The 24,260-nt window shown below is 58.4% G+C and carries 22 protein-coding genes; 21 read left to right on the top strand and 1 reads right to left on the bottom strand.

What is annotated here, in order from left to right; genetic code table 11:
* The 3 genes from WMO44_RS03130 to tsf all read left to right on the top strand — a co-directional run bounded on the left by WMO44_RS03130 (position 1) and on the right by tsf (position 3,834).
* Positions 1-1,938: an LTA synthase family protein gene (locus WMO44_RS03130; RefSeq protein ID WP_349151713.1), complete on the top strand. Its 1,938-nt coding sequence runs from the start codon at positions 1-3 to the stop codon at positions 1,936-1,938.
* Between the two features lie 201 nt (positions 1,939-2,139).
* The gene (rpsB, locus tag WMO44_RS03125) at positions 2,140-2,862 is read left to right on the top strand and encodes a 30S ribosomal protein S2 (RefSeq protein ID WP_015538473.1); all 723 of its coding nucleotides are present in this window, start codon (positions 2,140-2,142) and stop codon (positions 2,860-2,862) included.
* Between the two features lie 48 nt (positions 2,863-2,910).
* Positions 2,911-3,834: a translation elongation factor Ts gene (gene tsf, locus WMO44_RS03120; protein WP_015538474.1), complete on the top strand. Its 924-nt coding sequence runs from the start codon at positions 2,911-2,913 to the stop codon at positions 3,832-3,834.
* Between the two features lie 134 nt (positions 3,835-3,968).
* Here the strand turns inward: tsf and WMO44_RS03115 are convergent, their stop codons facing one another.
* Positions 3,969-5,921 carry a glycerophosphodiester phosphodiesterase family protein gene (locus WMO44_RS03115; protein WP_349151712.1) on the bottom strand — a complete coding sequence of 651 codons (1,953 nt, stop codon included), beginning with the start codon at positions 5,919-5,921 and terminating at the stop codon, positions 3,969-3,971.
* Between the two features lie 360 nt (positions 5,922-6,281).
* Here WMO44_RS03115 and WMO44_RS03110 point away from each other — a divergent pair, with 360 nt between their 5' ends.
* The 18 genes from WMO44_RS03110 to WMO44_RS03030 all read left to right on the top strand — a co-directional run bounded on the left by WMO44_RS03110 (position 6,282) and on the right by WMO44_RS03030 (position 24,143).
* Positions 6,282-7,601: a carboxyl transferase domain-containing protein gene (locus WMO44_RS03110; protein ID WP_055184468.1), complete on the top strand. Its 1,320-nt coding sequence runs from the start codon at positions 6,282-6,284 to the stop codon at positions 7,599-7,601.
* A 51-nt stretch (positions 7,602-7,652) separates the two neighbouring features.
* Entirely contained in the window at positions 7,653-8,027 is a 375-nt protein-coding gene (locus WMO44_RS03105) for a biotin/lipoyl-containing protein (protein WP_097780211.1), read from the top strand.
* Positions 8,028-8,043: 16 nt separating this feature from the next.
* Positions 8,044-9,447 (top strand): oxaloacetate decarboxylase subunit alpha, encoded by a 1,404-nt coding sequence (locus tag WMO44_RS03100; RefSeq protein WP_055184465.1) that lies wholly within the window; start codon positions 8,044-8,046, stop codon positions 9,445-9,447.
* 196 nt (positions 9,448-9,643) lie between these two features.
* On the top strand, positions 9,644-9,985 hold the full coding sequence (locus WMO44_RS03095; protein ID WP_055184463.1) for a helix-turn-helix domain-containing protein: 342 nt from the start codon (positions 9,644-9,646) through the stop codon (positions 9,983-9,985).
* A 267-nt stretch (positions 9,986-10,252) separates the two neighbouring features.
* Entirely contained in the window at positions 10,253-11,131 is an 879-nt protein-coding gene (locus WMO44_RS03090; RefSeq protein WP_349151711.1) for a YicC/YloC family endoribonuclease, read from the top strand.
* A gap of 18 nt (positions 11,132-11,149) precedes the next feature.
* Positions 11,150-11,428 (top strand): DUF370 domain-containing protein, encoded by a 279-nt coding sequence (locus WMO44_RS03085; RefSeq protein WP_055184460.1) that lies wholly within the window; start codon positions 11,150-11,152, stop codon positions 11,426-11,428.
* Positions 11,418-11,990 (top strand): guanylate kinase, encoded by a 573-nt coding sequence (gmk, locus tag WMO44_RS03080; RefSeq protein ID WP_055184458.1) that lies wholly within the window; start codon positions 11,418-11,420, stop codon positions 11,988-11,990. The genes WMO44_RS03085 and gmk overlap by 11 nt, the downstream gene beginning before the upstream one ends.
* Positions 11,991-12,017: 27 nt before the next feature.
* The gene (priA, locus tag WMO44_RS03075) at positions 12,018-14,279 is read left to right on the top strand and encodes a replication restart helicase PriA (RefSeq protein WP_349151710.1); all 2,262 of its coding nucleotides are present in this window, start codon (positions 12,018-12,020) and stop codon (positions 14,277-14,279) included.
* Between the two features lie 19 nt (positions 14,280-14,298).
* On the top strand, positions 14,299-14,835 hold the full coding sequence (gene def, locus WMO44_RS03070) for a peptide deformylase (protein WP_005926004.1): 537 nt from the start codon (positions 14,299-14,301) through the stop codon (positions 14,833-14,835).
* Positions 14,835-15,755 carry a methionyl-tRNA formyltransferase gene (gene fmt, locus WMO44_RS03065; RefSeq protein WP_349151709.1) on the top strand — a complete coding sequence of 307 codons (921 nt, stop codon included), beginning with the start codon at positions 14,835-14,837 and terminating at the stop codon, positions 15,753-15,755. The genes def and fmt overlap by 1 nt, the downstream gene beginning before the upstream one ends.
* The gene (gene rsmB / locus WMO44_RS03060; RefSeq protein WP_349151708.1) at positions 15,755-17,086 is read left to right on the top strand and encodes a 16S rRNA (cytosine(967)-C(5))-methyltransferase RsmB; all 1,332 of its coding nucleotides are present in this window, start codon (positions 15,755-15,757) and stop codon (positions 17,084-17,086) included. The genes fmt and rsmB overlap by 1 nt, the downstream gene beginning before the upstream one ends.
* A 42-nt stretch (positions 17,087-17,128) precedes the next feature.
* Positions 17,129-18,169, top strand: a complete 1,041-nt coding sequence (rlmN, locus tag WMO44_RS03055; protein ID WP_097780216.1) for a dual-specificity RNA methyltransferase RlmN — start codon at positions 17,129-17,131, stop codon at positions 18,167-18,169.
* Between the two features lie 16 nt (positions 18,170-18,185).
* Complete coding sequence (locus WMO44_RS03050; RefSeq protein WP_055184447.1) at positions 18,186-18,935, top strand: Stp1/IreP family PP2C-type Ser/Thr phosphatase; 750 nt, start codon at positions 18,186-18,188, stop codon at positions 18,933-18,935.
* Complete coding sequence (pknB, locus tag WMO44_RS03045; protein WP_349151707.1) at positions 18,928-20,811, top strand: Stk1 family PASTA domain-containing Ser/Thr kinase; 1,884 nt, start codon at positions 18,928-18,930, stop codon at positions 20,809-20,811. The genes WMO44_RS03050 and pknB overlap by 8 nt, the downstream gene beginning before the upstream one ends.
* 12 nt (positions 20,812-20,823) lie before the next feature.
* Entirely contained in the window at positions 20,824-21,702 is an 879-nt protein-coding gene (gene rsgA / locus WMO44_RS03040) for a ribosome small subunit-dependent GTPase A (protein WP_055184443.1), read from the top strand.
* Between the two features lie 18 nt (positions 21,703-21,720).
* Positions 21,721-22,356 (top strand): thiamine diphosphokinase, encoded by a 636-nt coding sequence (locus tag WMO44_RS03035; protein WP_349151706.1) that lies wholly within the window; start codon positions 21,721-21,723, stop codon positions 22,354-22,356.
* A gap of 70 nt (positions 22,357-22,426) precedes the next feature.
* Positions 22,427-22,507: a stage V sporulation protein SpoVM gene (spoVM, locus tag WMO44_RS15110; protein ID WP_015538484.1), complete on the top strand. Its 81-nt coding sequence runs from the start codon at positions 22,427-22,429 to the stop codon at positions 22,505-22,507.
* Between the two features lie 118 nt (positions 22,508-22,625).
* Positions 22,626-24,143 carry a DUF3794 domain-containing protein gene (locus tag WMO44_RS03030; protein ID WP_349151705.1) on the top strand — a complete coding sequence of 506 codons (1,518 nt, stop codon included), beginning with the start codon at positions 22,626-22,628 and terminating at the stop codon, positions 24,141-24,143.
* Positions 24,144-24,260 lie beyond the last annotated feature (117 nt).

Raw genomic sequence — 24,260 nt, 5'->3', positions numbered from 1 at the left:
ATGAAAACATCCAAACCGCTGTTGACCCTGCGGATGCTCTTCCCGGCGGCAGCTTCCTTTATCGTGCTGCTGCTGGGCGAGTGGATCGCGCGCGGGTCACTGACTGCTGATACCTTTATCAGCTTTATTTTCCCCCATTTCGGGGCGTATCTGCTGGCATGGCTGTTGCTATTTCTGGTGTGGGAACTGCTGGACTGGGTGCTGCGTATCCCGCCGCTTGCCACGCTGGGCATGGCTGTTCTGGGCTGTGCGCCCTGCGCGGTAAACTTCTATACCATGCAGCTGCGGGGCGAGCCCTTTCTGCCGTGGGATCTGATGCAGGTGTCCGAGGCCGCCGGTGTGGCCTCTGCTGCCGGGCTCAAGCTGCAGACCAGCATGGTGGTCTCCATTGTGTTGGTGTTGGTACTGACGGTGGCAAGCTTCTTTATTTACCGTGGACGGCTGCGTCAGCGCTGGCTGCCAAGGCTTGCGGGTACCGGTGCTTCGGCAGCAGCGCTGTGCCTGCTGGTGTTTGGCGTTTACTTACAGCCTGCTGTCACACAGGTTTTGGGCATCACGCCAGACGCGTGGATGCAGGACCGCTACTACCGCTACTACGGTGTACTTACCGGTTTTATGACTAACCTCACCAATCTGGAGATCGACAAGCCTGAGGGCTACTCGGAGCAGGCAGTGGACGATATTCTGGATAATGCAGCCGAGAGCGAAAAATTCTCTACCGGCCCCATGTATGCGGGCAGTTATGCCGCCACCACCCCCAAGGAGGAGCAGGCAAAGCAGCCCACCATTATTTATGTGATGGACGAGTCCTACTGGGATGTTTCCGAGCTGGAACAGTACGGCATCACCTTTGATACCGATGTATCGCAGAACCTCCACGCTTTGCAGCAGACAAGCGCCTACGGCAGGGCATACAGCCCCAGCTTTGGCGGCGGCACCTGTGATGTGGAGTTTGAAGCCCTGACCGGCTACTCGGTGTCCTTCCTGCCCAGCGGCAGCAAGCCCTACCAGCAGCACGTCACAAAGCCCATGTTCGCCCTGCCCAATTACCTCAAACTCAAGGGCTACCAGACCGCTGCGGTGCACTGCTTCTGGGCAAAATACTGGAGCCGCGATAAGGCTTATCCCAACCTCGGCTTCAGCGATTTTATCAGTCTGGAAGATATGCACGGCGTTACCAAGGTGCGCAAGCACTACTGGACCAGCGGCCTTGTGACCGATGACTCCATGGCCGACCAGATCATTCAGCAGTACGAGAAGATGAGCACTTCCTCTGATAAGCCCATCTTCCTGCACGCGGTCACCATGCAGAACCATACCAATTATAATAGAGACAACTACCCGGACGACGAGCGGGTGCACGTTGTATCCCATCCGGTGGGGCTCAAGAGCAGCACTGTGGGCGCGCTGGAAGATTTCGCCACCGGCATCCGGGATGCGGACGCCATGCTGGGCAAGCTGACGGCGTACTTCTCTCAGGTGGACGAGCCGGTCATTCTGGTGTTCTGGGGCGACCACTATAACCCCATTGACTCCAACTACGATGTCTACACCACCACCGGCTATGCAAGCGGCTCCAGCACCGACCCCCGTCTGCACCAGACCACGCTGCTGATGTGGTCGAATTACAGCCAGCAGCAGGTAGACTTTGGCACCATTGCCGCTTACGATATCTCCCCGGTGATGATGGAACTGTTCGGGCTGGAGCAGCCGCTGTACTTCCAGTTCCTCAACCGGCAGCTGCGGGTCGCCAGCCGCAGCTGCACTCGCGGCACCACCATGAATCTGGACGGCACTACCACCCAGCAGCCCACGGAGTTCCAGCAGCGCTGGACGAACGAGCACTGGATGCTGCAATACGACCTGATGTTCGGCAAGGGATACGCCCTCAACCGCATGGGTGTTGCGGGCCTGAGCGGGATGAATACGGGCAAATAAGAGAAAAAACAAGGAATTCTTTATACAAAACAGAGAAAACTACTTGCAACCGCATTCTTTTTGTGCTATTATAACAAAGCATTACACACGCATCACTATGCCCTTTTGTGCCCTTTTGGGTTGAGGGCAGTCCGCCGGTACCCGATGTACCGTGCAGATCATGGTGTGCGGAGGCAAAACAATATCTGGAGGTATTTTATTATGGCAGTCGTTTCTATGAAGCAGCTTCTCGAGGCAGGTGTGCACTTCGGTCACCAGACCCGCCGCTGGAACCCCAAGATGGCTAAGTACATCTTCACCGAGCGCAATGGTATCTATATCATTGACCTGCAGAAGACCGTGAAGAAGCTGGACGAGGCTTACAACTACGTGAAGGAAGTTGCAGCTGAGGGCGGCGACATCCTGTTCGTCGGCACCAAGAAGCAGGCTCAGGAGTCCATCCGTGACGAGGCTCTGCGCTGCGGCATGCACTACGTCAACGCTCGTTGGCTGGGTGGTATGATGACCAACTTCCGCACCATCCGTAAGCGTATCGACCGTATGGATCAGCTGGCTAAGATGAAGGAGAACGGCACCTTCGAGCTGCTGCCCAAGAAGGAAGTGGCTAAGCTGGAGCTGGAGATGGAGAAGCTGGACAAGTACCTGGGCGGTGTCAAGAACATGAAGACCCTGCCGAAGGCTATGTTCATCGTCGATCCTCACAAGGAGCGCATCGCTGTTGCTGAGGCTCGCAAGCTGAACATCCCCATCGTTGCTATCGTTGATACCAACTGCAACCCCGATGAGATCGACTACGTGATCCCCGGCAACGACGACGCTATCCGCGCTGTCAAGCTGATCGCCGGCGCTATGGCTGACGCTGTGCTGGAAGGCAAGCAGGGCAACCAGGAGGCCGCTCCCGCCGAGGACGCAGCAAACGCCTGATTTCCCATTCCGCAACCAATCAAATAACGTGTAAGGGAGAAAACAAAAATGGCTATTTCTGCAAAGGACGTTATGGAACTGCGCAAGCAGACCGACTGCGGCATGATGGAGTGCAAGAAGGCTCTGACCGAGGCTGATGGCAACTTCGAGAAGGCAATCGAGATCCTGCGCGAGCGTGGTCTGGCTACTGCCGCCAAGAAGGCAAGCCGCGTTGCTGCCGAGGGTATGGTCTACGCTGACTACTGCCCCGCCTGCAAGGTCGGTGTTGTCATCGAGGTCAACGCTGAGACCGACTTCGTTGCCAAGAACGACAAGTTCGTTGACTTCGTCAAGGAGGCCACCAAGGTCATCATGAAGCAGAACCCCGCTGATGTCGAGGCTCTGATGGCATGCAAGACCGAGGCTGGCGAGACTGTTGACGAGGCTCTGAAGAACCTGATCCTGGTCATCAAGGAGAACATCAAGGTTCGCCGCTTCACCCGTTACGAGGGCGTTTGCTCTGCATACGTCCACGGCGGCGGCACCCACGGCATTCTGGTCAACTTCGAGACCACCAACGACATCGATGCAAAGGACGAGTTCGTTGCTTATGGCAAGGACATCGCCATGCAGGTCGCTGCTGCTAACCCCGGCTACGTCGACGAGGCTTCTGTCCCCGCTGAGGTCGTGGCTAAGGAGAAGGAGATCATGCTGGCTCAGATGGCTCAGGATCCCAAGACCGCTAACAAGCCTGAGGCTGTGAAGGAAAAGATGATCCAGGGCAAGATCAAGAAGTTCTTCAAGGAGAACTGCCTAGTCGATCAGGAGTTCGTCAAGGACGGCGACCTGACTGTTGCTCAGTACACCGCTAAGGTCGCTAAGGACCTGGGCGGCGAGATCAAGATCGTCAAGTTCGCCCGCTTTGTCAAGGGCGAGGGTCTGGAGAAGCGTGCTGACGACTTCGCATCTGAAGTTGCAAGCATGGTGAAGTAATTTAAACTTCCAAAGACAAAAGGGGAGCCGCAGTACCTGTAACAGGGTGCTGCGGCTCCTTTTTGCGTATTTGTGAAAATACAAATACCGGACAGCCAACAGACTGTCCGGTATTGCTGTGAAAAGTTTTTTGTTTATGCTTCGTCCAAAACTTCTTCGGGATCCTCAATGGCGTCCTCGATCGTCTCCTCTACATCTATCGCTTCTTCAGCGTCCGGCGCGTTGAATAGCTCCTGAAGCTGATCCCGCAGCCAGAGCAGACGGTTATCCAGCGCCTTGTCCCGTGCCAGCAGCGGAGCAATGATCTCAGGCTTGTCGGTGATCAGGTCGTCCACGCCAAGCTGCAACAGCTTTTCGGCATCCTGCTGACGGTTGACAGTCCATGCGGAGATGGTCTTGCCGCGCAGATGGATCTGCTGCACCATACCGGCGGTGATAAAAGTGGACTCTACGCTGAAAAAGTCTGCGGCAGGCAGGTCGTAGTAAGTGCCCACGCCCAGCGCCAGAATGTACCCGGTGGTAAGTTCCGGGTCCAGTTCCTTCACCTTGCACAGGGTCTCGTAGCTTTGGGAGGTGACCACGCAGTCTGCACCGTAATCGTATGCGTGGATCAGACGCACCGTTTCAGACTCCAATGTTGGCGTAAAGGTGCTGGGCTTGATCTCAATGTTCAGCTCTGCCTTACCCTTGCACAGCGCCAGAACCTCTTCCAGCGTTGGAATATAAGTGCCTGTAAACTGCCGATGGAACCAGCGTCCGGCATCCAGCTGCTGCACCTGTGCATAGGTCAGGTCGTAGATGTTGGCGTTGTAGCCGGTGCACCGGCGCAGGCTGGTGTCGTGGGTCACCACAGCCACGCCGTCAGCGGTCATCTGCACGTCCAGCTCAATGCGGGGACTGCCATCTTCCAGCGCGGCCTCGAAGGCAGCCATGGTATTCTCCGGCGCACAGGAGGAATAACCCCGGTGGTAGGTAATCACCGGGTCGGCAAGACCCAGAACGCTTTGCAGCGGCTGCGTTTGCGGGAACAGCAGATACACCGCCGCCACGCCGCAGGTGACCAGCGCGGCACAGGCCATCATCCCGGCCAGTACCGTCTGTTCGCGGTGCGGGGCAGGGGATGTACTACAAACGGTCGGCTGCGTTGCATCGGGCTGGCGGGTCGTTTCGTACAGTACCTCTGTAAGGGTGCTCTGCGCCGCCGTCATGGCACAGTCCATGAGCAGGCAAAGGAACGGCAGCTCAATCAGCAGTGCCGCGCGGGAAAGTGCCAGCAGGGCAGCAGTGCTGGCGAAGCCGACACCAAGGATAACGCAATAGAACAGCGCTGCGCCACCCAGCAGCATCAGCCCGGTACGAACGGCAGCGGTAAGCATCCAGCGCAGTGCCAGTGCAAGCAGCTGCCCGGCACGGCTGCGCAAAATCCGCAGGCTCTCTGCAAATGCACAGCCAAAGCTTTTGCGTTCCAGCAGAAATTTTGGTAGCACTACCAGTCCGTCCAGCAGCAGTGCCAGCACAAAAAGCACCGCCAGAGCAAATAGAAAACGATTGGCAGCGCGCGCTTTTAGCAGCCCCCAAAGATATTCCGGTACGGCAAACTGGGTCAGATGGTTTGCAGCCAGAAAAAAGTTCGTCAGCGGGATCAGGGCAGCACCATACAGCAGCAGTGGGAGGTTCTGCGGCAGAAACACCCGCACAAGGCTGCAAAAGGCATCCCGGAACACCGCCCACGCCCGCAGCGGCTCGCTGTGCCGTACCCGCGTCAATAGTTGCAGCATCGTGGCAACCTCGTACAGGTTCCAGAAGGCTGCCAGCACCGCCAGCACGGCGATGCACCCGATAATGGCAGGGGAGGCAAAGATGCGGGAAGAGGTCTTATTGTTGAGGTAGCGGATGGGCGCGAACCGCAGCGTCAGCGCCCAGATCAGCTGCAACGCCGGTACGAGCAGGAGGTTTGTCAGTACCTTATAAAACAACAGAAAAAGCAGAAATACCCGCCCCTTTGGCGAAAGCAGGGAACGGGCAGCATCGTGCAGGGAACGGTAGATCTGCTCCTGCTGCCGGAGCTTGGCAGAGAATCGCTTCAAGATAGCTTCAACCTCTTTTTCATTTTTACCGGGCAGTTCTCATGCGCTGTATAAGTACAGTTTGGCAGATTGCCCGGTAATCTATGTTTTGTAACCATAGTGTAACATAAACAGACGGGAAAGAAAACGCAGCAGACGGGTGCAGTTTCGCCAAAAAAAACGGAAAAATTTCTACATCCGCAAAATGATGATTTACCCAGACAAAACGTGCAAAACGATGAATCGTTAAAAATTTGGCTTTCCATAAGCGATGGATGTTGAATCGCATGGATTTTTATAGAATCCCTTGCATTTTTTTGCCAGCTTCTGTATAATAAATATAATTTTGAAAGCTCACACAGACAACCAGGAGGTCTAATTATGGCTTCAAAGATCAATAAGGGAGAAATCCTCGCCAAGTTCTTCGATGACGGGGAATACACTGCACTGTTTGCTGATGGTGCAGTGAGCGCTGCCTGCGGCTATGCTGCAGGTCAGCAGGCTTACGCTGTTTATCAGAACGGCGAGGCTGTCACCGTAAAGGATGTTGAAAAGAACATCAAGGTTCTGGAAATGGCTGCACAGACCGGCTGCCCGGTGGTCACTTTCTATAACTCGGTTGGTGCAAAGCTGGCCGAGGGTCTGGACGTGCTGACCGCCAGCGCAAAGCTGAATGCACAGATCGCAAAGGTCTCCGGCGTTGTTCCGCAGGTGGCCGTTGTTCTGGGTGTCTGCGGCGGCACCAGCGCTCTGAGCGCTGCCAACGCAGACGTTTGCATCATGGCCGAGGGCGCAGAGCTGTTCTTCACCGCTCCGTTCACCTCCGCTGCCAAGGGTGATAAGGTCGCCGATGCAGGCAGCGCCGCCGCTGCCGCCAAGGCAGGTGTGGCTTCCATCGTGGCTGCCGATGCCGCAGAGGCTGCCGAAAAGGCCGCTCACATCGTGGGTCTGCTGCCCGCTAATAACCTGACCGGCCCGGCGATCTTCGAGTTCGAGCAGCCCACCGCTGTTCTGGCTGCCGGTGCCGAGCCCGCAAAGGCTGCTGCCGCTGTGATCGATAAAGACAGCGCTGTGGAGCTGTACGCAGGCTTTGGCAAGTCTGTCTACACTGCATTTGCAACCATCGGCGGCAACGCCGTGGGTGTTGTGGCAACCGGCAAGCAGCTGTGCCACAACTGCGTAGCCAAGGCTTCCCGCTTTGTGCGCCTGTGTGATGCCTTCAGCGTGCCTGTGGTCACCATCGTGGACACCGAGGGCTTTGTGCCCAGCGTTACCGATGACGTGGCTGGCGGCATCCGCGAGGCTGCCCGCCTGGCCGCTACCTACGCCGATGCTACCACCGCAAAGGTGGCTGTGCTGGCCGGTAAGGCTGTGGGTCCTGTGTACACCACTCTGGCTGCTGCTGACCTGCGCATCGCTGTGACCGGCTGCACCGTCAGCGCACTGGAGCCCAGCGCCGCTGTCAGCGTGCTGTACAAGGACGAGATCGATGCTTCCGACAACATCATTGCCGCCACCAAGGCCAAGGCTGCTGCCTACACTGCAGAGGTGTGCAGCGCTGCCAGCGCAGTGGCTGCCGGTGCTGCCGATATGAGCTGCGATGCCGCCAATGTGCGCGCCAGCGTTGTGGCTGCACTGGAGCTGCTGAGCACCAAGCGCGCCGCCCGCCTGCCCAAGAAGCACGGCAATATGGCCCTGTAAGCGTCCGAAACTACATAAATTGAGCTCGATTTTGAATTGGAGGATCCTTCCATGAAGTACTACAATATTACTGTCAATGGTGTTGCTTACAGCGTTTCCGTTGAGGAAACCGCCGCAGGCGCTGCTCCTGTTGCTGCTGCTCCCGTTGCTGCACCCGTCGCACCCAAGGCCGCTCCCGCAGCTGCTCCCAAGGCAGCCGCCGGTGCCGCCGGTGCTGTTACTGTCAAGGCTCCCATGCCCGGCAACATTCTGGATGTCAAGGTCGCTGCCGGTGCTTCTGTCAAGGCCGGTGACGTGCTGGTCATCCTCGAGGCCATGAAGATGGAGAACGAGATCGTTGCTCCGCAGGATGGCACTGTGGCGTCCATCAACGTGAACAAGGGCGATACCGTCAACTCCGGTGACGTTCTGGTTTCCATGAACTAAGGAAGAGGTGACAACCATGGCAAAAAAGCCGATCAAGGTGACCGAGGTCGTCCTGCGTGATGCGCACCAGTCTTTGCTGGCTACCCGTATGACCATGGACGAGATGCGCCCCATCCTGCCCGAAATGGACAAGATCAACTACTTCTCCGTGGAGTGCTGGGGCGGCGCTACGTTCGACAGCTGCATCCGCTTCCTGGACGAGGACCCGTGGGAGCGTCTGCGCATCCTGCGCAAGGAGCTGCCCCACCAGAAGTTGCAGATGCTGTTCCGCGGCCAGAATATGCTGGGCTACCGCCCCTATGCAGATGACGCTGTGGAGTACTTTGTGCAGAAGTCCGTTGCCAACGGCATCGACGTCATCCGCATCTTCGACGCTCTGAACGACCCCCGCAACCTGCAGACCGCCATCAAGTCTGCCAACAAGGAGGGTGCTCATGTGCAGGGCTGCATCAGCTACACCCTGAGCCCTGTACACAACAACGAGTACTTTGCAGCCTACGCCAAGACTTTGGAGGAGATGGGCGCAAACTCCATCTGCATCAAGGATATGGCAGGTCTGCTCACTCCCTATACCTGCTATGATCTGGTCAAGAAGCTGAAGGAGACCGTCAGCATCCCTGTGGATATCCACAGCCACTACACTGCTGGTCTGGCTTCCATGTCCATCCTCAAGGGCATCGAGGCAGGTGCCGACATCGTCGATACCGCTATGAGCCCCCTGAGCCTTGGCACCAGCCACATGCCTACCGAGAGCTTGGTGGCTGCCCTGCAGGGCACCGATTACGACACCGGTCTGGATCTGAAGCAGCTGAATGTCGTGCGCGCTTACTTTGCAAAGCTGCGCGAAAAGTACATCGCCAACGGCCAGATCAGCCCCAAGAGCTTGGGCGTGGACGCCAACACTCTGTTGTATCAGGTGCCGGGCGGCATGTTCTCCAACATGCTCAAGCAGCTGAAGGATGCCGGTAAGGAAGATAAGCTGGACGAAGTGCTGGCCGAGATCCCCCGCGTCCGTGAGGATGCAGGCTATCCGCCGCTGGTCACCCCCACCAGCCAGATCGTTGGCACGCAGGCTGTGTTCAACGTCATCATGGGCGAGCGCTACAAGATGGTTACCAAGGAGTTCAAGGGTCTGGTCCACGGCGACTACGGCAAGACTCCCGCTCCCATCAAGCCCGAGTTCACCAAGAAGATCCTTGGCGACGAGCAGCCCATTACCTGCCGCTTTGCCGACACGCTTGCTCCCGAGATGGACAAGCTGAAGGCCGAAGCTGCCAAGTGGGCAACGCAGGAAGAGGACGTTCTGACCTACGCAATGTTCCCGCAGGTCGCACCCAAGTTCTTCGATAAGCGCAATGCTAAAAAGCAGGGCGTGGACGGTGATCATGTGGACTACACCAACCAGTCCCATCCTGTCTGATAAATAAGTCCCTTTCAGGGCTGCTGCACAAAATGCTGTGCGGCAGCCCTTTTTTGTGCAGTCGGCAAAGGTGCAGGGCGCACTCTGTTGCGTAATACCGGAAAAACTTCTGCTTACACATTGACTTGCCGCCCAATACCTTTTATAATGGTTGGTATAGCCGTACAATACAACAAATGATGTGGAGGAAAATGCTATGCGAAGCATCCCGGAGCAGCGCATTGCTGAGTTTCAGGAGCAGGATTATCAACTGTATTTTGGCATTTCAAAGCTGGAATTTGACCGGATGCTCCAGGCCCTGCATGAGGCTTACCGTCAGGAGCACAAGCGCAAGACCCGTTTTACCAAGATCTCTATGATGGACAAGCTCATTCTGACCTTGATTTATCGCTACGAGTACCGTACGATGGAAAGCATTGCCAAGGAATACGAGGTCTCTCTGGATACCATTGCGGACAACATCCATTGGGTGGAGCGCACGCTGCTTAACGCGGATATTCTGCAAACCAGCGTGACCTGCGTTTATAAGACGAACTGATGTTATAACCCTGCGTGAAAACGCGGGGTTATAATTTTTACAGCGAAAAGCTGCTAAAAGGCAGTAACTGCCGCAGTCATGTTATTTTGACTGCGCAGCAGTAAAAAATGGGAATTGTGTTTTTTGCGCGGATGCAGTCTGCACCTTGAATTTTTTAGAAAAGAATAGTAAAATGATGCTATATGTATCGTAACATGGGCTTGTGTGCCCAAAGCGGATACCTATACAGAAAAACCGAAGTTAAACCGCAAAAGAATAGGAGCTAGTATGATCTTAAGCATGACCGGTTTCGGCAGGGGGACTGCCGTACTCAATGGCCGTGAGATCACTGTGGAGCTGCGCAGCGTGAACTCCCGCTATTTCGAGTATTCCTCCCGCATCCCGCGCACCTGCAGTTCTCTGGACAGCCGCCTGAAAAAACAGCTCAACCAGCGGATCTCCCGCGGCAAGGTAGAGCTTAGCATGACCGTGCAGAATGTGGACGCGGCAGATACCGTGGTCGCCGTCAACATGGAGCTTGCCCGCAGCTATCAGCAGGCCATGCGGGACTTATCCGAGCAGCTGGGGGTCAAAAATGATGTGTCCACCGCTGTTCTGACCCGCTTCCCGGATGTGCTGACCACCCGCCACGCCGATGTGGACGAGGAACAGCTGTGGCAGGATGTGTCTGCCGTTACCGCGCAGGCACTGGATCGCTTTGTAGAGATGCGCGCTGCCGAGGGCGCCAAGATGAAGGCAGACGTGGAAAGCCGTCTTGTGTTTCTGGAACAGTGCGTCGGCAAGGTGGAGAGCCTGAGTGCAGGCCGGGTAGAAAACTACACCAACCGCCTGTACGAGAAACTCAAGGTCATCCTGCAGGAACGCGACATTGATGACGCCCGTGTGCTGACCGAAGCCGCCATCTTTGGCGATAAGACTGCCGTGGATGAGGAGACTGTCCGTCTGCGCAGCCACATTGCACAGTACCGCGATATCCTGCAGCTGGACGAGCCCGTGGGCCGCAAGCTGGATTTCCTGACGCAGGAGCTGAACCGCGAGACCAATACCATCGGCTCCAAGTGTCAGGATCTGGATATCACCCGCATTGTGGTGGATATGAAGGCGGAGATCGAAAAGATCCGCGAGCAGATCCAGAATCTGGAATAATATGTTGTGGAGGAGCCTATGAAACTCATCAACATCGGCTTTGGCAATATGGTCAGTGCGGGGCGCGTGGTGGCAGTCGTCAGCCCGGACTCTGCACCGGTCAAGCGTCTGGTGAAGGAAGCGCGCGAGCGGGGGATGCTGATCGATGCCTCTTATGGCCGCAGCACCCGTGCGGTGCTCATCATGGACTCCGATCACGTCGTGCTGTCCGCTCTTCAGCCTGAAACGGTGGCAAGCCGCGCCGCAGGGCAGGAGGGCAGAACATCAATGGAGGAAGAAGCATCCCATGGCGAATGATAAATTTCTGTTTGTAGTTTCCGGTGCAGCCGGTACTGGTAAGGACAGCGTGGTCAAGGCACTGCGCGAGGCACACCCCGAGATCGAAAAGACCGTCTCTGCCACCACCCGCACCCCGCGCCCCGGCGAGCAGGAGGGTGTGGACTACTACTACCGCACCCGCGAGCAGTTCCAGCAGTTGCTGGAAAACGATCAGGTGGTGGAGCACAACTTCTATAACGGCAACTACTACGGCACCCTGAAATCTGAGGTGGAAAAGCGGCTGGAAGCCGGTAAGGTGGTCGTGCTGGTCATCGATGTGCACGGCGCTGCCAATATCCGCCGGATGTTCCCGGGCGCTACCACCGTGTTCCTGCTGCCGCCCTCTGTGGAGGAGCTGGAGCATCGCCTGCGCGGCCGCGGCACCGAGACTGAGGAAAGCATTCAGGAGCGTCTTGCCACTGCCCGGCAGGAGCTGGCCGAGCAGGATAAGTTTACCGTAAAGCTGGTCAATAATCAGATCGAGCCCTGCGCCGCAGAGCTGTATCAGGTCATCTGCCAGCGCGCCGGGCTGCAAGGCTAAAAATCAAGCGTTGAAGGAGTTGGACGAATGCCCAAGACGGTAGGCGTTGCCGTCAGCAATGCGACCTTCCATTTTGATAAGCTGTACACCTACGCTGTTCTGCCGGAGCACCAGAATGCGGTGCGTCTGGGCAGTATGGTGCTGGTGCCCTTTGGCAAGGGCAGCCGCGCCCGCATGGGCGTGGTACTGGCCTGCGATGCTGAGCCGGAGCACTCCAAGCTCAAATATCTGTTCGATGTAGCCCCGGCCTCGGCCTGTCTGACACCGGAGTTGCTGCGGCTGGTGCATTTTTTAAAGGAGCGCACCTTCTGCACCTACTACGAGGCCGTCAAGGCGGTCATTCCGTATGGTGCGCAGTATAAGCCCGCCGTGGCGGCAGACGGTGTGACCCCGGTGCTGCAAAAGCAGCTTACCCGTCACACCGAAAACGCCTATAAGCTGGTGGGCACACTGCCGCAAAAGCCAAAGCCTACGGCAAAGCAGCTGGCAGCAGTGGCATTGCTGAGCGGTGGTCCCCGCACCCTGAACGAACTAGAGGATAAGGGCATCAGCCGCGCGGTGCTGGATAATCTGTGTACCAAGGGCGTGCTGGAATGCAGCAAGGTGAATAAGTCCATCGACCTGTACGCCTCCATTCCGCTGCGCAACGACCCCATCACCCTTACCGAACAGCAGCAAGTTGCTTACGACACGCTGCTGCCCAAGCTAGAAGATGCCGCACCCCATTCGGCTCTGCTGTACGGCGTTACCGGCAGCGGCAAGACGCTGGTATTTTTAAAATTGATTGCCCGCTGTCTGGAACTTGGCCGCAAGGCGCTGGTGCTGGTACCGGAGATCAGCCTGACCCCGCAGATGATCCTGCGGCTAAAAGGGCAGTTCGGCCGCCGGGTGGCGGTGCAGCACTCCGCGCTCAACCATACCGAGCGTCTGCTGCAATGGCAGATGATTCAGGACGGCGGTGCAGATATCGTGGTGGGCACCCGCAGCGCAGTGTTTTCGCCGCTGGAAAATATCGGCCTTATCATCATTGACGAAGAGCAGGAGCACACCTACCGGTCGGAATCCGCACCGCGCTACTCTGCCCACGAGGTCGCCCGGCAGCGTGCCGCCGAAAACGGCGCACTGCTGCTTCTGGCCAGCGCCACCCCCAGCACCGAGAGCTTTTATGCTACGCAGAATGGACGCACCCAGCTGGTGCGCCTGACCAAGCGCTACGGCGGCAACCCGCTGCCCAGTGTGCAGATCGTGGATATGCGGGCAGAGCTGGCTGCGGGCAACCCCCGGGAGATCAGCCTTGCGCTGGAGGACGCCATCCGCCGCAATCTGGAAGCGGAAAAGCAGACCATCCTTTTGCTCAACCGCCGGGGCTACCAGACCATTGCCCAGTGCGAGGACTGCCGCGAGGTGCTCAAGTGCCCCAAGTGCAGCGTGCCCATGGTGTACCACAAATCAGCGCATAAGGTGCTGTGCCACTACTGCGGCTCCCAGCAGGAGCCGCCGCCCACCCTTTGCCCGGCCTGCGGCGGCAAGCTGCAGTACCGGGGCTTTGGCACCCAGAAGGCCGAGGAGGAACTGGCAAAGCTCTTCCCGGAGGCGCGGGTGCTGCGCATGGATCAGGACTCTACCGCCGCCAAGGACGCCCACGAAAAGCTGCTTGCCAAATTTGCAGCGCATGAATACGACATCATGGTGGGCACCCAGATGGTGGCGAAAGGGCTGGACTTCGAGGACGTGACCCTTGCGGGTGTTCTGGGCATTGATTCGCTGCTGTTTGCGCAGGGCTTTCGTGCATACGAGAACGTGTTCAGCCTGATCACGCAGGTGGTGGGACGCAGCGGTCGTGCAAAAGAGCCCGGCTTTGCCATCATCCAGACCACCGACCCGGACAACCCAGTGCTCACCCTTGCCGCTGCACAGGATTACGACGCCTTCTACGAGCAGGAGATCGCTTACCGCAAGCTCGGCTTGTACCCGCCCTTCTGCGGGCTGTGCGTCATCGGCTTTGCCGGTGCAAAGGAGAACGAGGTGGCGTGTGCCGCTGCCCGTTTCTCAGCGCTTTTAGGGCAGCAGGCGGCCAAGCAGCCGGATCTGCCCCTGCGCATTCTGGGTCCTACGCCCGGCAGCATTGAAAAGATCAACGACACCTACCGCTATAAGCTTACCGTTAAGTGCCGCAACGACCGCCGCTTCCGCGACCTCGTGCGCAGCACGCTGGCACTGTATGAAAAAGAAAAACTGCCGTCTAAGGCATCGGTCGTGGTAGACCTGCACTCGGACGGTGACATCTGATAAAACTGGAGGTACCATTATGGCTATCCGTAATATTGTTAAAGAAGGCGACCCCATCCTGAACAAAGTCTGCCGCCCCGTGACCAATTTTGACGACCGTTTGGCTACTCTGCTGGACGATATGCGTGAGACCATGATCGCCGCCGACGGCGTGGGTCTGGCTGGCCCGCAGGTGGGTATGATGCGCCGCCTGTTCGTGGTGTGGGACACCACCGACGCCCCGGAGGAGATCCCCGAGGATTACGAGTACAAGTTCATTGATTTTGTCAATCCCGAGATCCTTGCTGTTTCCGAGGAGGAAGAGACGGCCTACGAGGGCTGCCTGTCCTTCCCGGGTCACAACGGCGCTGTGACCCGCCCGGTTGCCGTCAAGGTGCGTGCACAGGACCGCAACGGCGAATGGTTTGAGCTGGAAGCTGACGGCCTGCTGGGCCGCTGCATCCAGCACGAGAACGACCATCTGGACGGCATCACCATCATGGAATCCAGCGAGTACTTCTATGAGGATACCGAGGAAGGCAAAAAGGCCGCCCGCGAAGCGAAAGGAAATAACTGATGCGCATTTTGTTCATGGGCACGCCGGATATTGCCGCCGAGTGCCTGAAAGCCCTGTATGCTGCTGGGCACGATATCTGTGCTGTGTACACCCGGAGGGATAAGCCTGTCGGCCGTAAACAGGTGCTCACCGCACCGCCGGTCAAGGAGGTTGCACTGGCGCATGGTACGCCTGTGTTCCAGCCCCGCACCCTGCGGGACGGCAGCGAGGATGAAAACATCCATGCCCTCGCCCCGGAGCTGATCGTGGTGGTGGCCTATGGCTGCATCCTGCCGAAGTCCGTGCTGGAAATGCCCCGCTATGGCTGCATCAACCTGCACGTTTCGCTGCTGCCGAAGTACCGCGGCAGCGCCCCAGTACAGTGGTCGGTGCTGAACGGCGATGCCGAGACCGGCGTTTCCATCATGCAGATGGATGAGGGTCTGGATACCGGCGATGTGCTGTACTGCAAAAAAATCGTCATCGACCCCGAGGAGACCAGCGGCGAACTGTTCGACCGCGTTACCGCTGTGGGTGCCGAAGCTCTGTGCGAGACCATTCCCCAAATCGCCGCAGGCACCCTGATGGCTGTGCCGCAAAAGCACGAAAACGCCACCCTTGCCCCCATGCTGAACAAGGAGATGGCAGAGTTCCACCTGACCGACACTGCCACCCATATCCACAACTGGGTGCGCGGCATGAATCCTTGGCCGGGTGCGTGGTTTATCACTTCCGGCGGCAAAAAGCTTAAGGTGATGTCCTGCCGCGTGGCTGCCGCCAACGGCGAAGCCCCCGGCACTGTGCTGGCTACAAAGCCCTTGACTGTAGCCTGCGGCGAGGGTGCTATCCAACTGCTGGAGGTCGTGCCGGAGGGCAAAAAGCCCATGGACGGCACCGCTTTTGCAGCGGGCCTGCGCCTGAAAACGGGGGATAGCCTCTGATGGCCGCAAATCCGCGTGCGGCAGCGGTTGCCGCATTGGTACGGCAGGAGCGGGACGGCTTTTCCAATCTGGTGCTGGACGCAGAGCTCAAACGCCAGAAGCTGGAAGGCCGGGATAAGGCCTTTGCAAGCGCCATCTTCTACACCGTATTGGAGCATCGCGGCACGCTGGACTATATTCTGGAGCAGTTTCTGCCCAAGGGTCTGGCGAAGCTGGATGCCCCCGTGCGGGAGATTCTGCGCGCCGCGCTGGCACAGGCACGCTATATGCAAGTGCCTGTCTCCGCTGCGGTGAACGAAGCTGTCAAGCTGACCCGCACCTTTAAAAAATCCAGCGCTTCCGGCCTTGTCAACGCTGTGCTGCGCAAGGCCTGCGGCTATGATCTGGACGCTGCCGTCTTTACAGACGAGATCCAGCGCCTGATGGTTTTAGGCTCTGTCGGGCGGGATGTGGCAGAATTCCTCCACAAAAACTACCCGGATGAAGCACTGGGCATCCTGACCTATCAGGCCGATGGCGGTCTGACCAGCCTGCGTGCAAACCCTCTCAAGGCCAGCGCTGCACAGCTGTGTGCGCTGCTTACAGAGCAGGGCGCAGCAGAGGTGCGGCAGGGTATCGTGCCCGGCAGTGTGCTGGCACGGTTCGCTGGCAGCCCGGCAGATAACGAGCTGTTCCGGCAGGGATACTACCATGTAGAAGGACAGGCCAGCCAGCTGGCAGCCCTTTGCGTGGGCGCAGCCCCCGGTGAAACGGTGCTGGACCTGTGCGCTGCCCCCGGCGGCAAGACGATTTTGCTGGCCGAGCAGATGCAGGGCACGGGAACACTGTACAGCTGCGATGCAGCCGAAAACCGTGTGGGACTGATCCGCACCGCGGTAGACCGCATGGGCTTTACCGGGGTGCATACCCTTTGTAATGATGCCACCAAGCCGAACCCTGCACTGCCCATGGCAGACCGCATCCTGACGGATGTGCCTTGCAGCGGCTTGGGCATTCTGGCAAAAAAGCCGGATCTCCGCTATAAAAAGCTGGAAGCTGACCGGCAGGCAGAACTGCTTGCCACACAGGCGGCAATTCTGGATACCGCTGCGGCGCTGCTCAAGGCGGGCGGGCGGCTGGTCTACTCCACCTGCACCATCGACCCGGCAGAAAATCAGCAGCAGATCGCAGCCTTTTTGCAGCGTCACCCGGAATTTACGGTCTGTGCACCGGATGTGCCGCTGCCTGCCGGAATGACGGCAGGGGAGTACGGCTGCCTCTCAGTGCCCACCCGCACCGGCATGGATGGCTTTTTCCTGTGTGTGCTGCAAAAAGCCGCCGGAACGCAATAACCACGACTCTCTGAGGGTCGTATCCTGTTATAGGAGAACAGAATGGAACAAAAACGCTGTATTTCTTCCCTGACGCTGGCAGAGCTGACCGCAGAGCTGAAAGTTCTGGGGCAGCCGGGCTTCCGGGCAAAGCAGATCTTCCACTGGGTACACCAGAAACTGGTCACCGAATTTTCTGCCATGACCGACCAGCCCAAGACCCTGCTGGCAAAGCTGGAAGAAACCTTTTATATCGCTGCACCGCAGATCGAGCGTCGTCAGGAGGCCAAGGACGGTACTGTGAAGTATCTGCTGCGCATGGCCGACGGCAACTGCATCGAGACCGTTGTCATGCGCTACCACTACGGCAATACCGTGTGCGTGTCCACGCAGGTGGGCTGCCGCATGGGCTGCCGGTTCTGCGCCTCCACACAGGCGGGGCGGGTGCGCAACCTTGAAGCGGGCGAGATCTGCTCCGAGATCTACACCGCCCAAAAGGATATCGGCGAGCGTATCTCGCATATCGTGCTTATGGGCATCGGCGAGCCGCTGGATAACTTTGACGAGGTAATGCGCTTTTTGGAAAATATCACCTCGCCCGAGGGCGTCAATATCGGCATGCGCAATATCAGCCTTTCCACCTGCGGTCTTGTCCCCAAAATCGACCAGCTGGCGGAGAAAAAGCTGCAGCTCACCCTTTCCATCTCGCTGCACGCACCTACCAACCAGATCCGCAGCAGCATGATGCCGGTCAACGATGCCTACCCGGTGGAGCAGCTGATCCAGACGGTGCGCCGGTATCAGGAGACCACCGGCCGCCGGGTCAGTTTTGAATATTCCATGGTGCGCGGTGTCAATGATTCTGATGTCTGCGCAAAGCAATTGGCAGACCTGATCCGGGGCATGGGCGCGCATGTAAATCTGATCCCCATCAACCCGGTGGATGGCAGTCCGTATTCCGCTACGGACGCGGCCAATGTGCGCCGGTTCCAGCAAAAGCTCGAAAGCCTTGGCGTAAACGCCACGGTGCGCCGCCGCCTTGGCAGCGAGATCAGTGCGGCCTGCGGCCAGCTGCGCCGCGACGAAATGAACGGCAAGGCATAAATAGAGGGAGAAACCTATGAAACTTGCAGGAAAAACGGATGTAGGACGCGTCCGGCAGGACAATCAGGATGACTACCGTGCCGGGGAGCTGCCCGGCGATGCAGCCTGGGCGCTGGTGTGCGATGGCATGGGCGGCGCACGCGGCGGGCGGGAAGCCTCGCAGTGTGCGTGCAGCGTCATCGAGCGCTGCTTTCAGGAGCAGTACAGCCAGTGCATCCCCGGCGAAGAGGAGACTTTTTTAAAGAAGGCACTGCTCAGCGCCAACCGCTATGTGTTCCAGAAGGCACTGCGGGAGGAGTCTCTGGCCGGTATGGGCACCACCGCTGTCTGCGCTCTGGTGCGCGGCGGCAATGCCTATCTGAGCCACGCGGGCGATTCCCGCGCCTATCTGTACCGAGATGGTAAACTGGCGCAGCTGACCCACGACCACTCCTATGTACAGGAGCTGGTGGACTGCGGCACTATTACGCAGGAGCAAGCAGAGCATCACCCACAGAAAAACATCATTACCCGGGCACTGGGCGTGGACTACCGGCTGGAGCCGGAGTTCACCACCGTGGCGCTGCAGGCAGGGGATGTTCTGCTGCTATGCACGGACGGTCTGACCAATGCTGTGCCTATGGAGCAGCTGGAACAGCTGCTGCGCAGCGGGTCTTTTTACGACCTGCCGGATGCTCTGATCCGCACCGCTAACGAAAACGGCGGCCCGGACAACATCACCGCCCTGCTGGTGGGGATAGAGCCGATGGAGGTGCGCCATGGATAACCTGATCGGTAAAAGACTGGACGGCCTGTACGAGGTGCAGGAGCTGATTGGCTCCGGCGGCATGGCCAATGTATATAAGGCGGTCATGCGGGGCCAGAACGGCCCTGTGCCCGCCGGGACTGTGGTGGCCGTCAAGGTGCTGCGGCAGGAGTATATGCACGACCCGGATCTTGTGCGCCGCTTTAAAAACGAATCCAAGGCCATCTCGCTGCTGAACCACCCCAATATCGTTAAGGTATACGATGTTTCGGTCAACGACCATCTGCAGTATATCGTCATGGAGTATGTGGACGGTATGACGCTGCGGGAGTACCTCAACGAGCGGGGCGGCAAGCTTTCCAGCCGGGAGACCGTGCACTTCATCTCCCAGATCCTCAAGGCGCTGGAGCATGCCCACGCCAACGGCGTCGTGCACCGGGATATCAAGCCCCAGAATATTATGCTGCTGGATAACGGCCAGCTGCGCATGATGGACTTCGGCATCGCCCGTATTTCCCGGGCAGATAACCAGATGCTGGCCGGCAAGGCGATGGGCAGCGTGCATTATATCAGCCCTGAGCAGGCAAAAGGGGACGAGACCGACTGCACCAGTGACATTTACTCGGTAGGCGTCATGATGTACGAGATGCTCTCCGGTCATCTGCCCTTTGATGCCGATGATGTGGTGGAGGTCGCCATCAAGCAGATCTCGGACGAGCCCCGCTCGCTGCATGAACTGGCACCGGAGGTGCCCTATGCGCTGGTGGAGATCACCGAAAAGGCCATGGCGAAGCTCCCTCAGAACCGTTACCCCTCGGCACGGGCAATGCTGGAAGCACTGGATACCTATGTGCAGAACCCTTCCGTGCTGTTTGAATATCAGTATATTACAGAAGAAGCACCCGAAAAGGTGGTGAAACGTACCATGAACCAGAACCGCGCGATCCGTCAGAACGAACAGCCAGCCCCCCGCAAAAACGGCAAGAGCAGGTCGGGCAAAAAGCGCCGTACCGTCTTTTTGCCTGCCTTGTTCGGCATCACCATTGCCTTTGCACTGGCCTGTATGGCACTGTGCTGGATGATCCTGAACGACTCCTCCAACCTGATGAACAACAAGGCCGATGTCACCCTTGGAGATTATATCGGCATGACTAAGGATCAGGCCATGGCCACGGATCAGATCGCATCCGGCCAGATCTCCCCGGAGTGGGAAGAAGAGTACAACAGCAACTACGCCGCCGGTTATATCTATAAGCAGTCGCCGGTGTCCGGCCGCACCGTCCGCGAAGGTCAGAGCGTGACTTTGACCGTCAGTCTGGGCACCCAGTATGTCACGGTGCCGGACTTGACCAACTATGTGCAGTCCGATGCAGAGCAGCAGCTCAAGGCACTGGGCGTTTCGGTGCTGGTCACGCAGGCTGTGGATACCACCGTGGCCTCCGGTGCGGTCATCCGCACCGACCCTGCCGCCGGTACGCAGGTAGCGGCAGGCTCTACGGTCATTCTTTATATCAGCCGTCCGCAGGTGTCCACCACCACCAAGGTGCCCTCCCTTACCGGCATGAGCGTGAATGATGCCCGCACCCTGCTGGTGCAGAATCATCTGGGTCTTGGCAGCCAAAGCGAAGAATACAGCGACCAGCCCGCAGGTACGGTGCTCAGCCAGAACCCGGCGGCAGGTGCTACCGCAAAGCTGAACAGCCGCGTAAACGTTGTGGTCAGCGCGGGCGCCGCACCGGCGCAGGAGCCGGAGCAGCCTAGCGGTGACGGCACTTCCGGCACCACGGGCGAAGGCTCTACCGGCGGCGAGAGCACCGGCGGCAGCAGCGAGTCGAGCTCCAGTAGCAGCTCCACAGGCGGCGGTATTCTGGACTGGTGGTCCTCGCTGCTGGGCTGACGGAGGATGTGCATGAACGGTTATATCGTAAAAGGCATTGGCGGCTTTTATTATGTAAAAACGCCGGATGGCATCGTGGAGTGCAAGCCCCGCGGCATCTTCCGCAAGCAGAAGATCACCCCTGTGGCAGGGGATGAGGTGACGTTGGAAACTGAGAACGGTGCAGCGGTCATTGCGCAAATCGCCCCCCGTAAAAACGTTTTTGTGCGCCCGCCGGTGGCAAATCTGGATGTGCTGTTCCTTGTGGCCAGCACTACCCAGCCCACCCCCAGCACCTTGGTGCTGGATAAGCTTTCTGCCATTGCGGTGGATAAGGGCGTACAGCCGGTGGTGGTGTGCACCAAAAGCGATCTTGCCGAGGCGGATTTTCTGGCAAACGCCTATGCAAAATCCACCCTGCCGTTTATCCGTATCGACTACGAAAGCGGTGCCGGGCTGGACGAAGTGAAGCAGTGGATCAACGGCAGGCTGTGCGCCTTTTGCGGCAACTCCGGTGTGGGTAAATCCACCCTGCTGAACGCATTGCTGCCAGACGCTGCCCGCGAGACCAGCGCCATCAGCCAGAAGTTGGGACGCGGCCGCCACACCACCCGTGAGGTGACCGTCTTTGAAGCCTACGGCGGACGCATTGCCGACACCCCGGGCTTCGCCAGTCTGGAAGCCAACCGCGCCGGATTCATCCCCAAGGAGAATCTGGAGCACGCCTTCCCGGAATTTGGCCCTTATCTTGGTCAGTGCCAGTTTACCGGCTGCTCCCACCGCAGCGAAAAAGGCTGTGCTGTGCGGGCAGCGCTGGCAGAGGGCAAACTTTCCAAGACCCGGTACGACAGCTACTGCGCCATGTACGACGAGGTAAAGGATGTCAAGGACTGGCAGCGCCCGAAAGTGTAATACGGAAGGAAGAATAAAATGTCCCGTTGTGTGATCCTTTCCGCCTGCCCGGTGCAGCCGGAACTCAAACGCCTGTTGCGCAGCGATGATTTTATCATCGCCTGCGATGCGGGCTACCGCAACTGCGAACGGCTGGGCTGCAAGCCGGATATCATTGTAGGCGATTTTGATTCCGCTCCCTGTCCGCAGCAGAATGCGGACGATATCGTTGTGTTGCCCCACGTCAAGGACGACACTGATACCGAGTATGCTGCAAAGCTCGCGGCGCAAAAGGGCTTTGACGAGGTGCTTTTGCTGGGTGCACTGGGCGGCAGGCGGGTAGAGCATACCCTTGCCAACCTGTGCACCGGTCTTGGGCTGGAGCAGCGCGGCATCCGTGCCGCCTTGCAGGACGAGCGCTCCCGCATCACCTTTGTGCTGCCGGGCGAGAGCCGCTGCTACCCCAAGGAGGAGTTTTTCTACTTCTCGGCCTTCCCCATGGAGGGGCGCGCCGAAGGTGTGTACGAAAAAGGCTCCTTCTATGAGCTGGAAGATGCCGTGCTCACAGCAGGCTATCCGCTGGGTGTGAGCAACGAGTACGCCGAAGGCTCATGCTGCATCACCGTCAGCACCCGGCAAGGCGCGCTTGTGGTGGTGGAGACCATCGCAGATTGAACCCTTCCCGGAACATTTTTGCCTGTCAGACGCTATAATGGGGTAAACATGAGCGAAAGGCGGGGTGGAGATGCAGGTAGTGGTCATTCGCAGCCCGAAAGCGCTGTGCGGCATTCTGCGCAAGCTGTTCGGCATCCGCAAAGAGAACTGAATCCATAAAAGGCCGATGTGTGGCAGCTGCTGCACACCGGCCTTTTGCTGTCGGCATACCGCCGATTGCCGCTGCATACACTCTTACGGAAACGGACAGGGAAAGGAGCGCACTGCACATGGAACTGAAGATATTCCGGGACACGCTGCCGCAGGGCGGGGCGGGCTGTACCGTAAAAGCAGAACTTCCTCTGGAAACCGAGATCCGCATCTCGGATGATCTGCCGCCGGTGGGTAAGCTGGTCAAGTGCTTTGTCCGCCCGGTGGTGCTGCAGCGGCAGTTGCAGCCGGGCAGGCTTACCTTAGAGGGCTATCTGCGCTGCACAGTGTTTTACCAGAGCGAAAAAGAAAAAGGCCTGTGCCAGACCGAGCAAAAGCTGCCCTTTACCCGGCAACTGGAACTGCCGGAGCTGACCTTTACCGCATGGACAGCCGTGGTGGAAGGGCAGACAGAGTACCTCAACACCCGCGCGGTAGACCCGCGCCGTATTGAGGTGCGGGGTGCCTATGGGTTGGTGGTCACGGTGCACACCCAATGCAAGACCGAGGTCATCACCGCACTGGCAGATGGCGGCATTGAGCAGCAGCTGCGTACATTGCAAGGTGTGCGAAGCGTGGCTGTGCTGGATAAGCTGGTTACCTTAGAGGGAGAGCTTGTCTTTGCAAAGCCCCCGGCGGCTGTACTGGATATTACTGGAAACGCCTGTGTGGCAGAGGTAAAGCTGCTTGCCGGAAAGGCTGTGGTCAAGGGGGAACTGCGGGTGCAGTGTGCATGGCGGGCAGAAGGGGACACTGCCCTGCAAAGTCAGGCGGCGGCGCTGCCCTTCCAGCAGGTGATAGATTTAGAAGGTATTGCCGAGGATTGCCGCTGCCTGTGCGTGGCAGAGCCGGTGGGCTTTACCCTGTCGCAGGCGGAAAGCGCCGCCGCCCAGCTGACGGCAAATGTCATGCTGCACCTGCGGGCATGGCGCAGTTACCAGCTGCAGGTGGCGGTGGATGCTTTTTCCACCCGATTTGAAACGGAGCTCACGCCGCAGCCGCTCGTTACAGAGCAACTGCTCTGCACCCTGAACGATACCGCTACCGCCACAGGCTCCGGTCCGCTGCCGGATGCAGGGGCGCAGCTGCGAGCCTGCTTTGTACACTACGGCCCCCAGCAGACCATCCAAAAAGGGGAGGGCTGGGTGCTTGCCGCAAAAGCGGTGGTAACAGCCCTTGCGGAGAATACCCTCGGTGAACTGGAAAGCTACGAGAAAACCTTGGAGGTCGCAGTCCCGCTGCCCATCACGCCGCCGGAGGAAACAGTGCTTGTGCCGGAATGTTGGCTGAGCACCGAGAACGTGCAATGCACCTGTGCGGGCGGCACACTGGAAGCTACGATTACTGTCCGGGCAGAGGGCGCGATTTTAGGCTGCACCACCAGCCCGGTCATCGGCAGCATCACCCTTGGCGACCCGCTGCCCGATACCGACCCCGAGATTGCTCTGCGAATCTACTACGCGCAGGCCGGGGAGGAGCTGTTTGCAGTGGCCCGGCGGTTCCATGTGGCTCCGGCGCAGATCCTTGCGGCGAATCAGCTGGAAGAGGAGCTTGCCAGTCTGCCGCAGGCACAGCGGCTGCTGATCCCGGTCACCTGAGCTGCAAACTTAACTGTACCCCTTTCCCGGATGGCACAAGCTGCCGCGCCGGGGAGGGGGATTCTTTTTGCCTGTGCCTGCGCAGAAAAAAGCAGCATAAAGAACTACTAAAAGCCA

This window comes from Faecalibacterium tardum (genome assembly GCF_040096515.1).
Lineage (GTDB): Bacteria > Bacillota > Clostridia > Oscillospirales > Ruminococcaceae > Faecalibacterium > Faecalibacterium tardum.
This window is presented reverse-complemented; position numbering and strand designations above follow the sequence as displayed.

Bases quoted from the DNA above. Each gene is read 5' to 3' on its own strand.
- gmk (WP_055184458.1), top strand. From the start codon at position 11,418: ATGGCGAATGATAAATTTCTGTTTGTAGTTTCCGGTGCAGCCGGTACT.
- rsgA (WP_055184443.1), top strand. From the start codon at position 20,824: ATGAACGGTTATATCGTAAAAGGCATTGGCGGCTTTTATTATGTAAAA.
- WMO44_RS03030 (WP_349151705.1), top strand. From the start codon at position 22,626: ATGGAACTGAAGATATTCCGGGACACGCTGCCGCAGGGCGGGGCGGGC.
- WMO44_RS03050 (WP_055184447.1), top strand. From the start codon at position 18,186: ATGAAACTTGCAGGAAAAACGGATGTAGGACGCGTCCGGCAGGACAAT.
- WMO44_RS03085 (WP_055184460.1), top strand. From the start codon at position 11,150: ATGAAACTCATCAACATCGGCTTTGGCAATATGGTCAGTGCGGGGCGC.
- fmt (WP_349151709.1), top strand. From the start codon at position 14,835: ATGCGCATTTTGTTCATGGGCACGCCGGATATTGCCGCCGAGTGCCTG.
- WMO44_RS03035 (WP_349151706.1), top strand. From the start codon at position 21,721: ATGTCCCGTTGTGTGATCCTTTCCGCCTGCCCGGTGCAGCCGGAACTC.
- WMO44_RS03110 (WP_055184468.1), top strand. From the start codon at position 6,282: ATGGCTTCAAAGATCAATAAGGGAGAAATCCTCGCCAAGTTCTTCGAT.
- rsmB (WP_349151708.1), top strand. From the start codon at position 15,755: ATGGCCGCAAATCCGCGTGCGGCAGCGGTTGCCGCATTGGTACGGCAG.
- rlmN (WP_097780216.1), top strand. From the start codon at position 17,129: ATGGAACAAAAACGCTGTATTTCTTCCCTGACGCTGGCAGAGCTGACC.
- rpsB (WP_015538473.1), top strand. From the start codon at position 2,140: ATGGCAGTCGTTTCTATGAAGCAGCTTCTCGAGGCAGGTGTGCACTTC.
- tsf (WP_015538474.1), top strand. From the start codon at position 2,911: ATGGCTATTTCTGCAAAGGACGTTATGGAACTGCGCAAGCAGACCGAC.
- def (WP_005926004.1), top strand. From the start codon at position 14,299: ATGGCTATCCGTAATATTGTTAAAGAAGGCGACCCCATCCTGAACAAA.
- WMO44_RS03130 (WP_349151713.1), top strand. From the start codon at position 1: ATGAAAACATCCAAACCGCTGTTGACCCTGCGGATGCTCTTCCCGGCG.
- spoVM (WP_015538484.1), top strand. From the start codon at position 22,427: ATGCAGGTAGTGGTCATTCGCAGCCCGAAAGCGCTGTGCGGCATTCTG.
- WMO44_RS03095 (WP_055184463.1), top strand. From the start codon at position 9,644: ATGCGAAGCATCCCGGAGCAGCGCATTGCTGAGTTTCAGGAGCAGGAT.
- WMO44_RS03105 (WP_097780211.1), top strand. From the start codon at position 7,653: ATGAAGTACTACAATATTACTGTCAATGGTGTTGCTTACAGCGTTTCC.
- priA (WP_349151710.1), top strand. From the start codon at position 12,018: ATGCCCAAGACGGTAGGCGTTGCCGTCAGCAATGCGACCTTCCATTTT.
- pknB (WP_349151707.1), top strand. From the start codon at position 18,928: ATGGATAACCTGATCGGTAAAAGACTGGACGGCCTGTACGAGGTGCAG.
- WMO44_RS03090 (WP_349151711.1), top strand. From the start codon at position 10,253: ATGATCTTAAGCATGACCGGTTTCGGCAGGGGGACTGCCGTACTCAAT.
- WMO44_RS03100 (WP_055184465.1), top strand. From the start codon at position 8,044: ATGGCAAAAAAGCCGATCAAGGTGACCGAGGTCGTCCTGCGTGATGCG.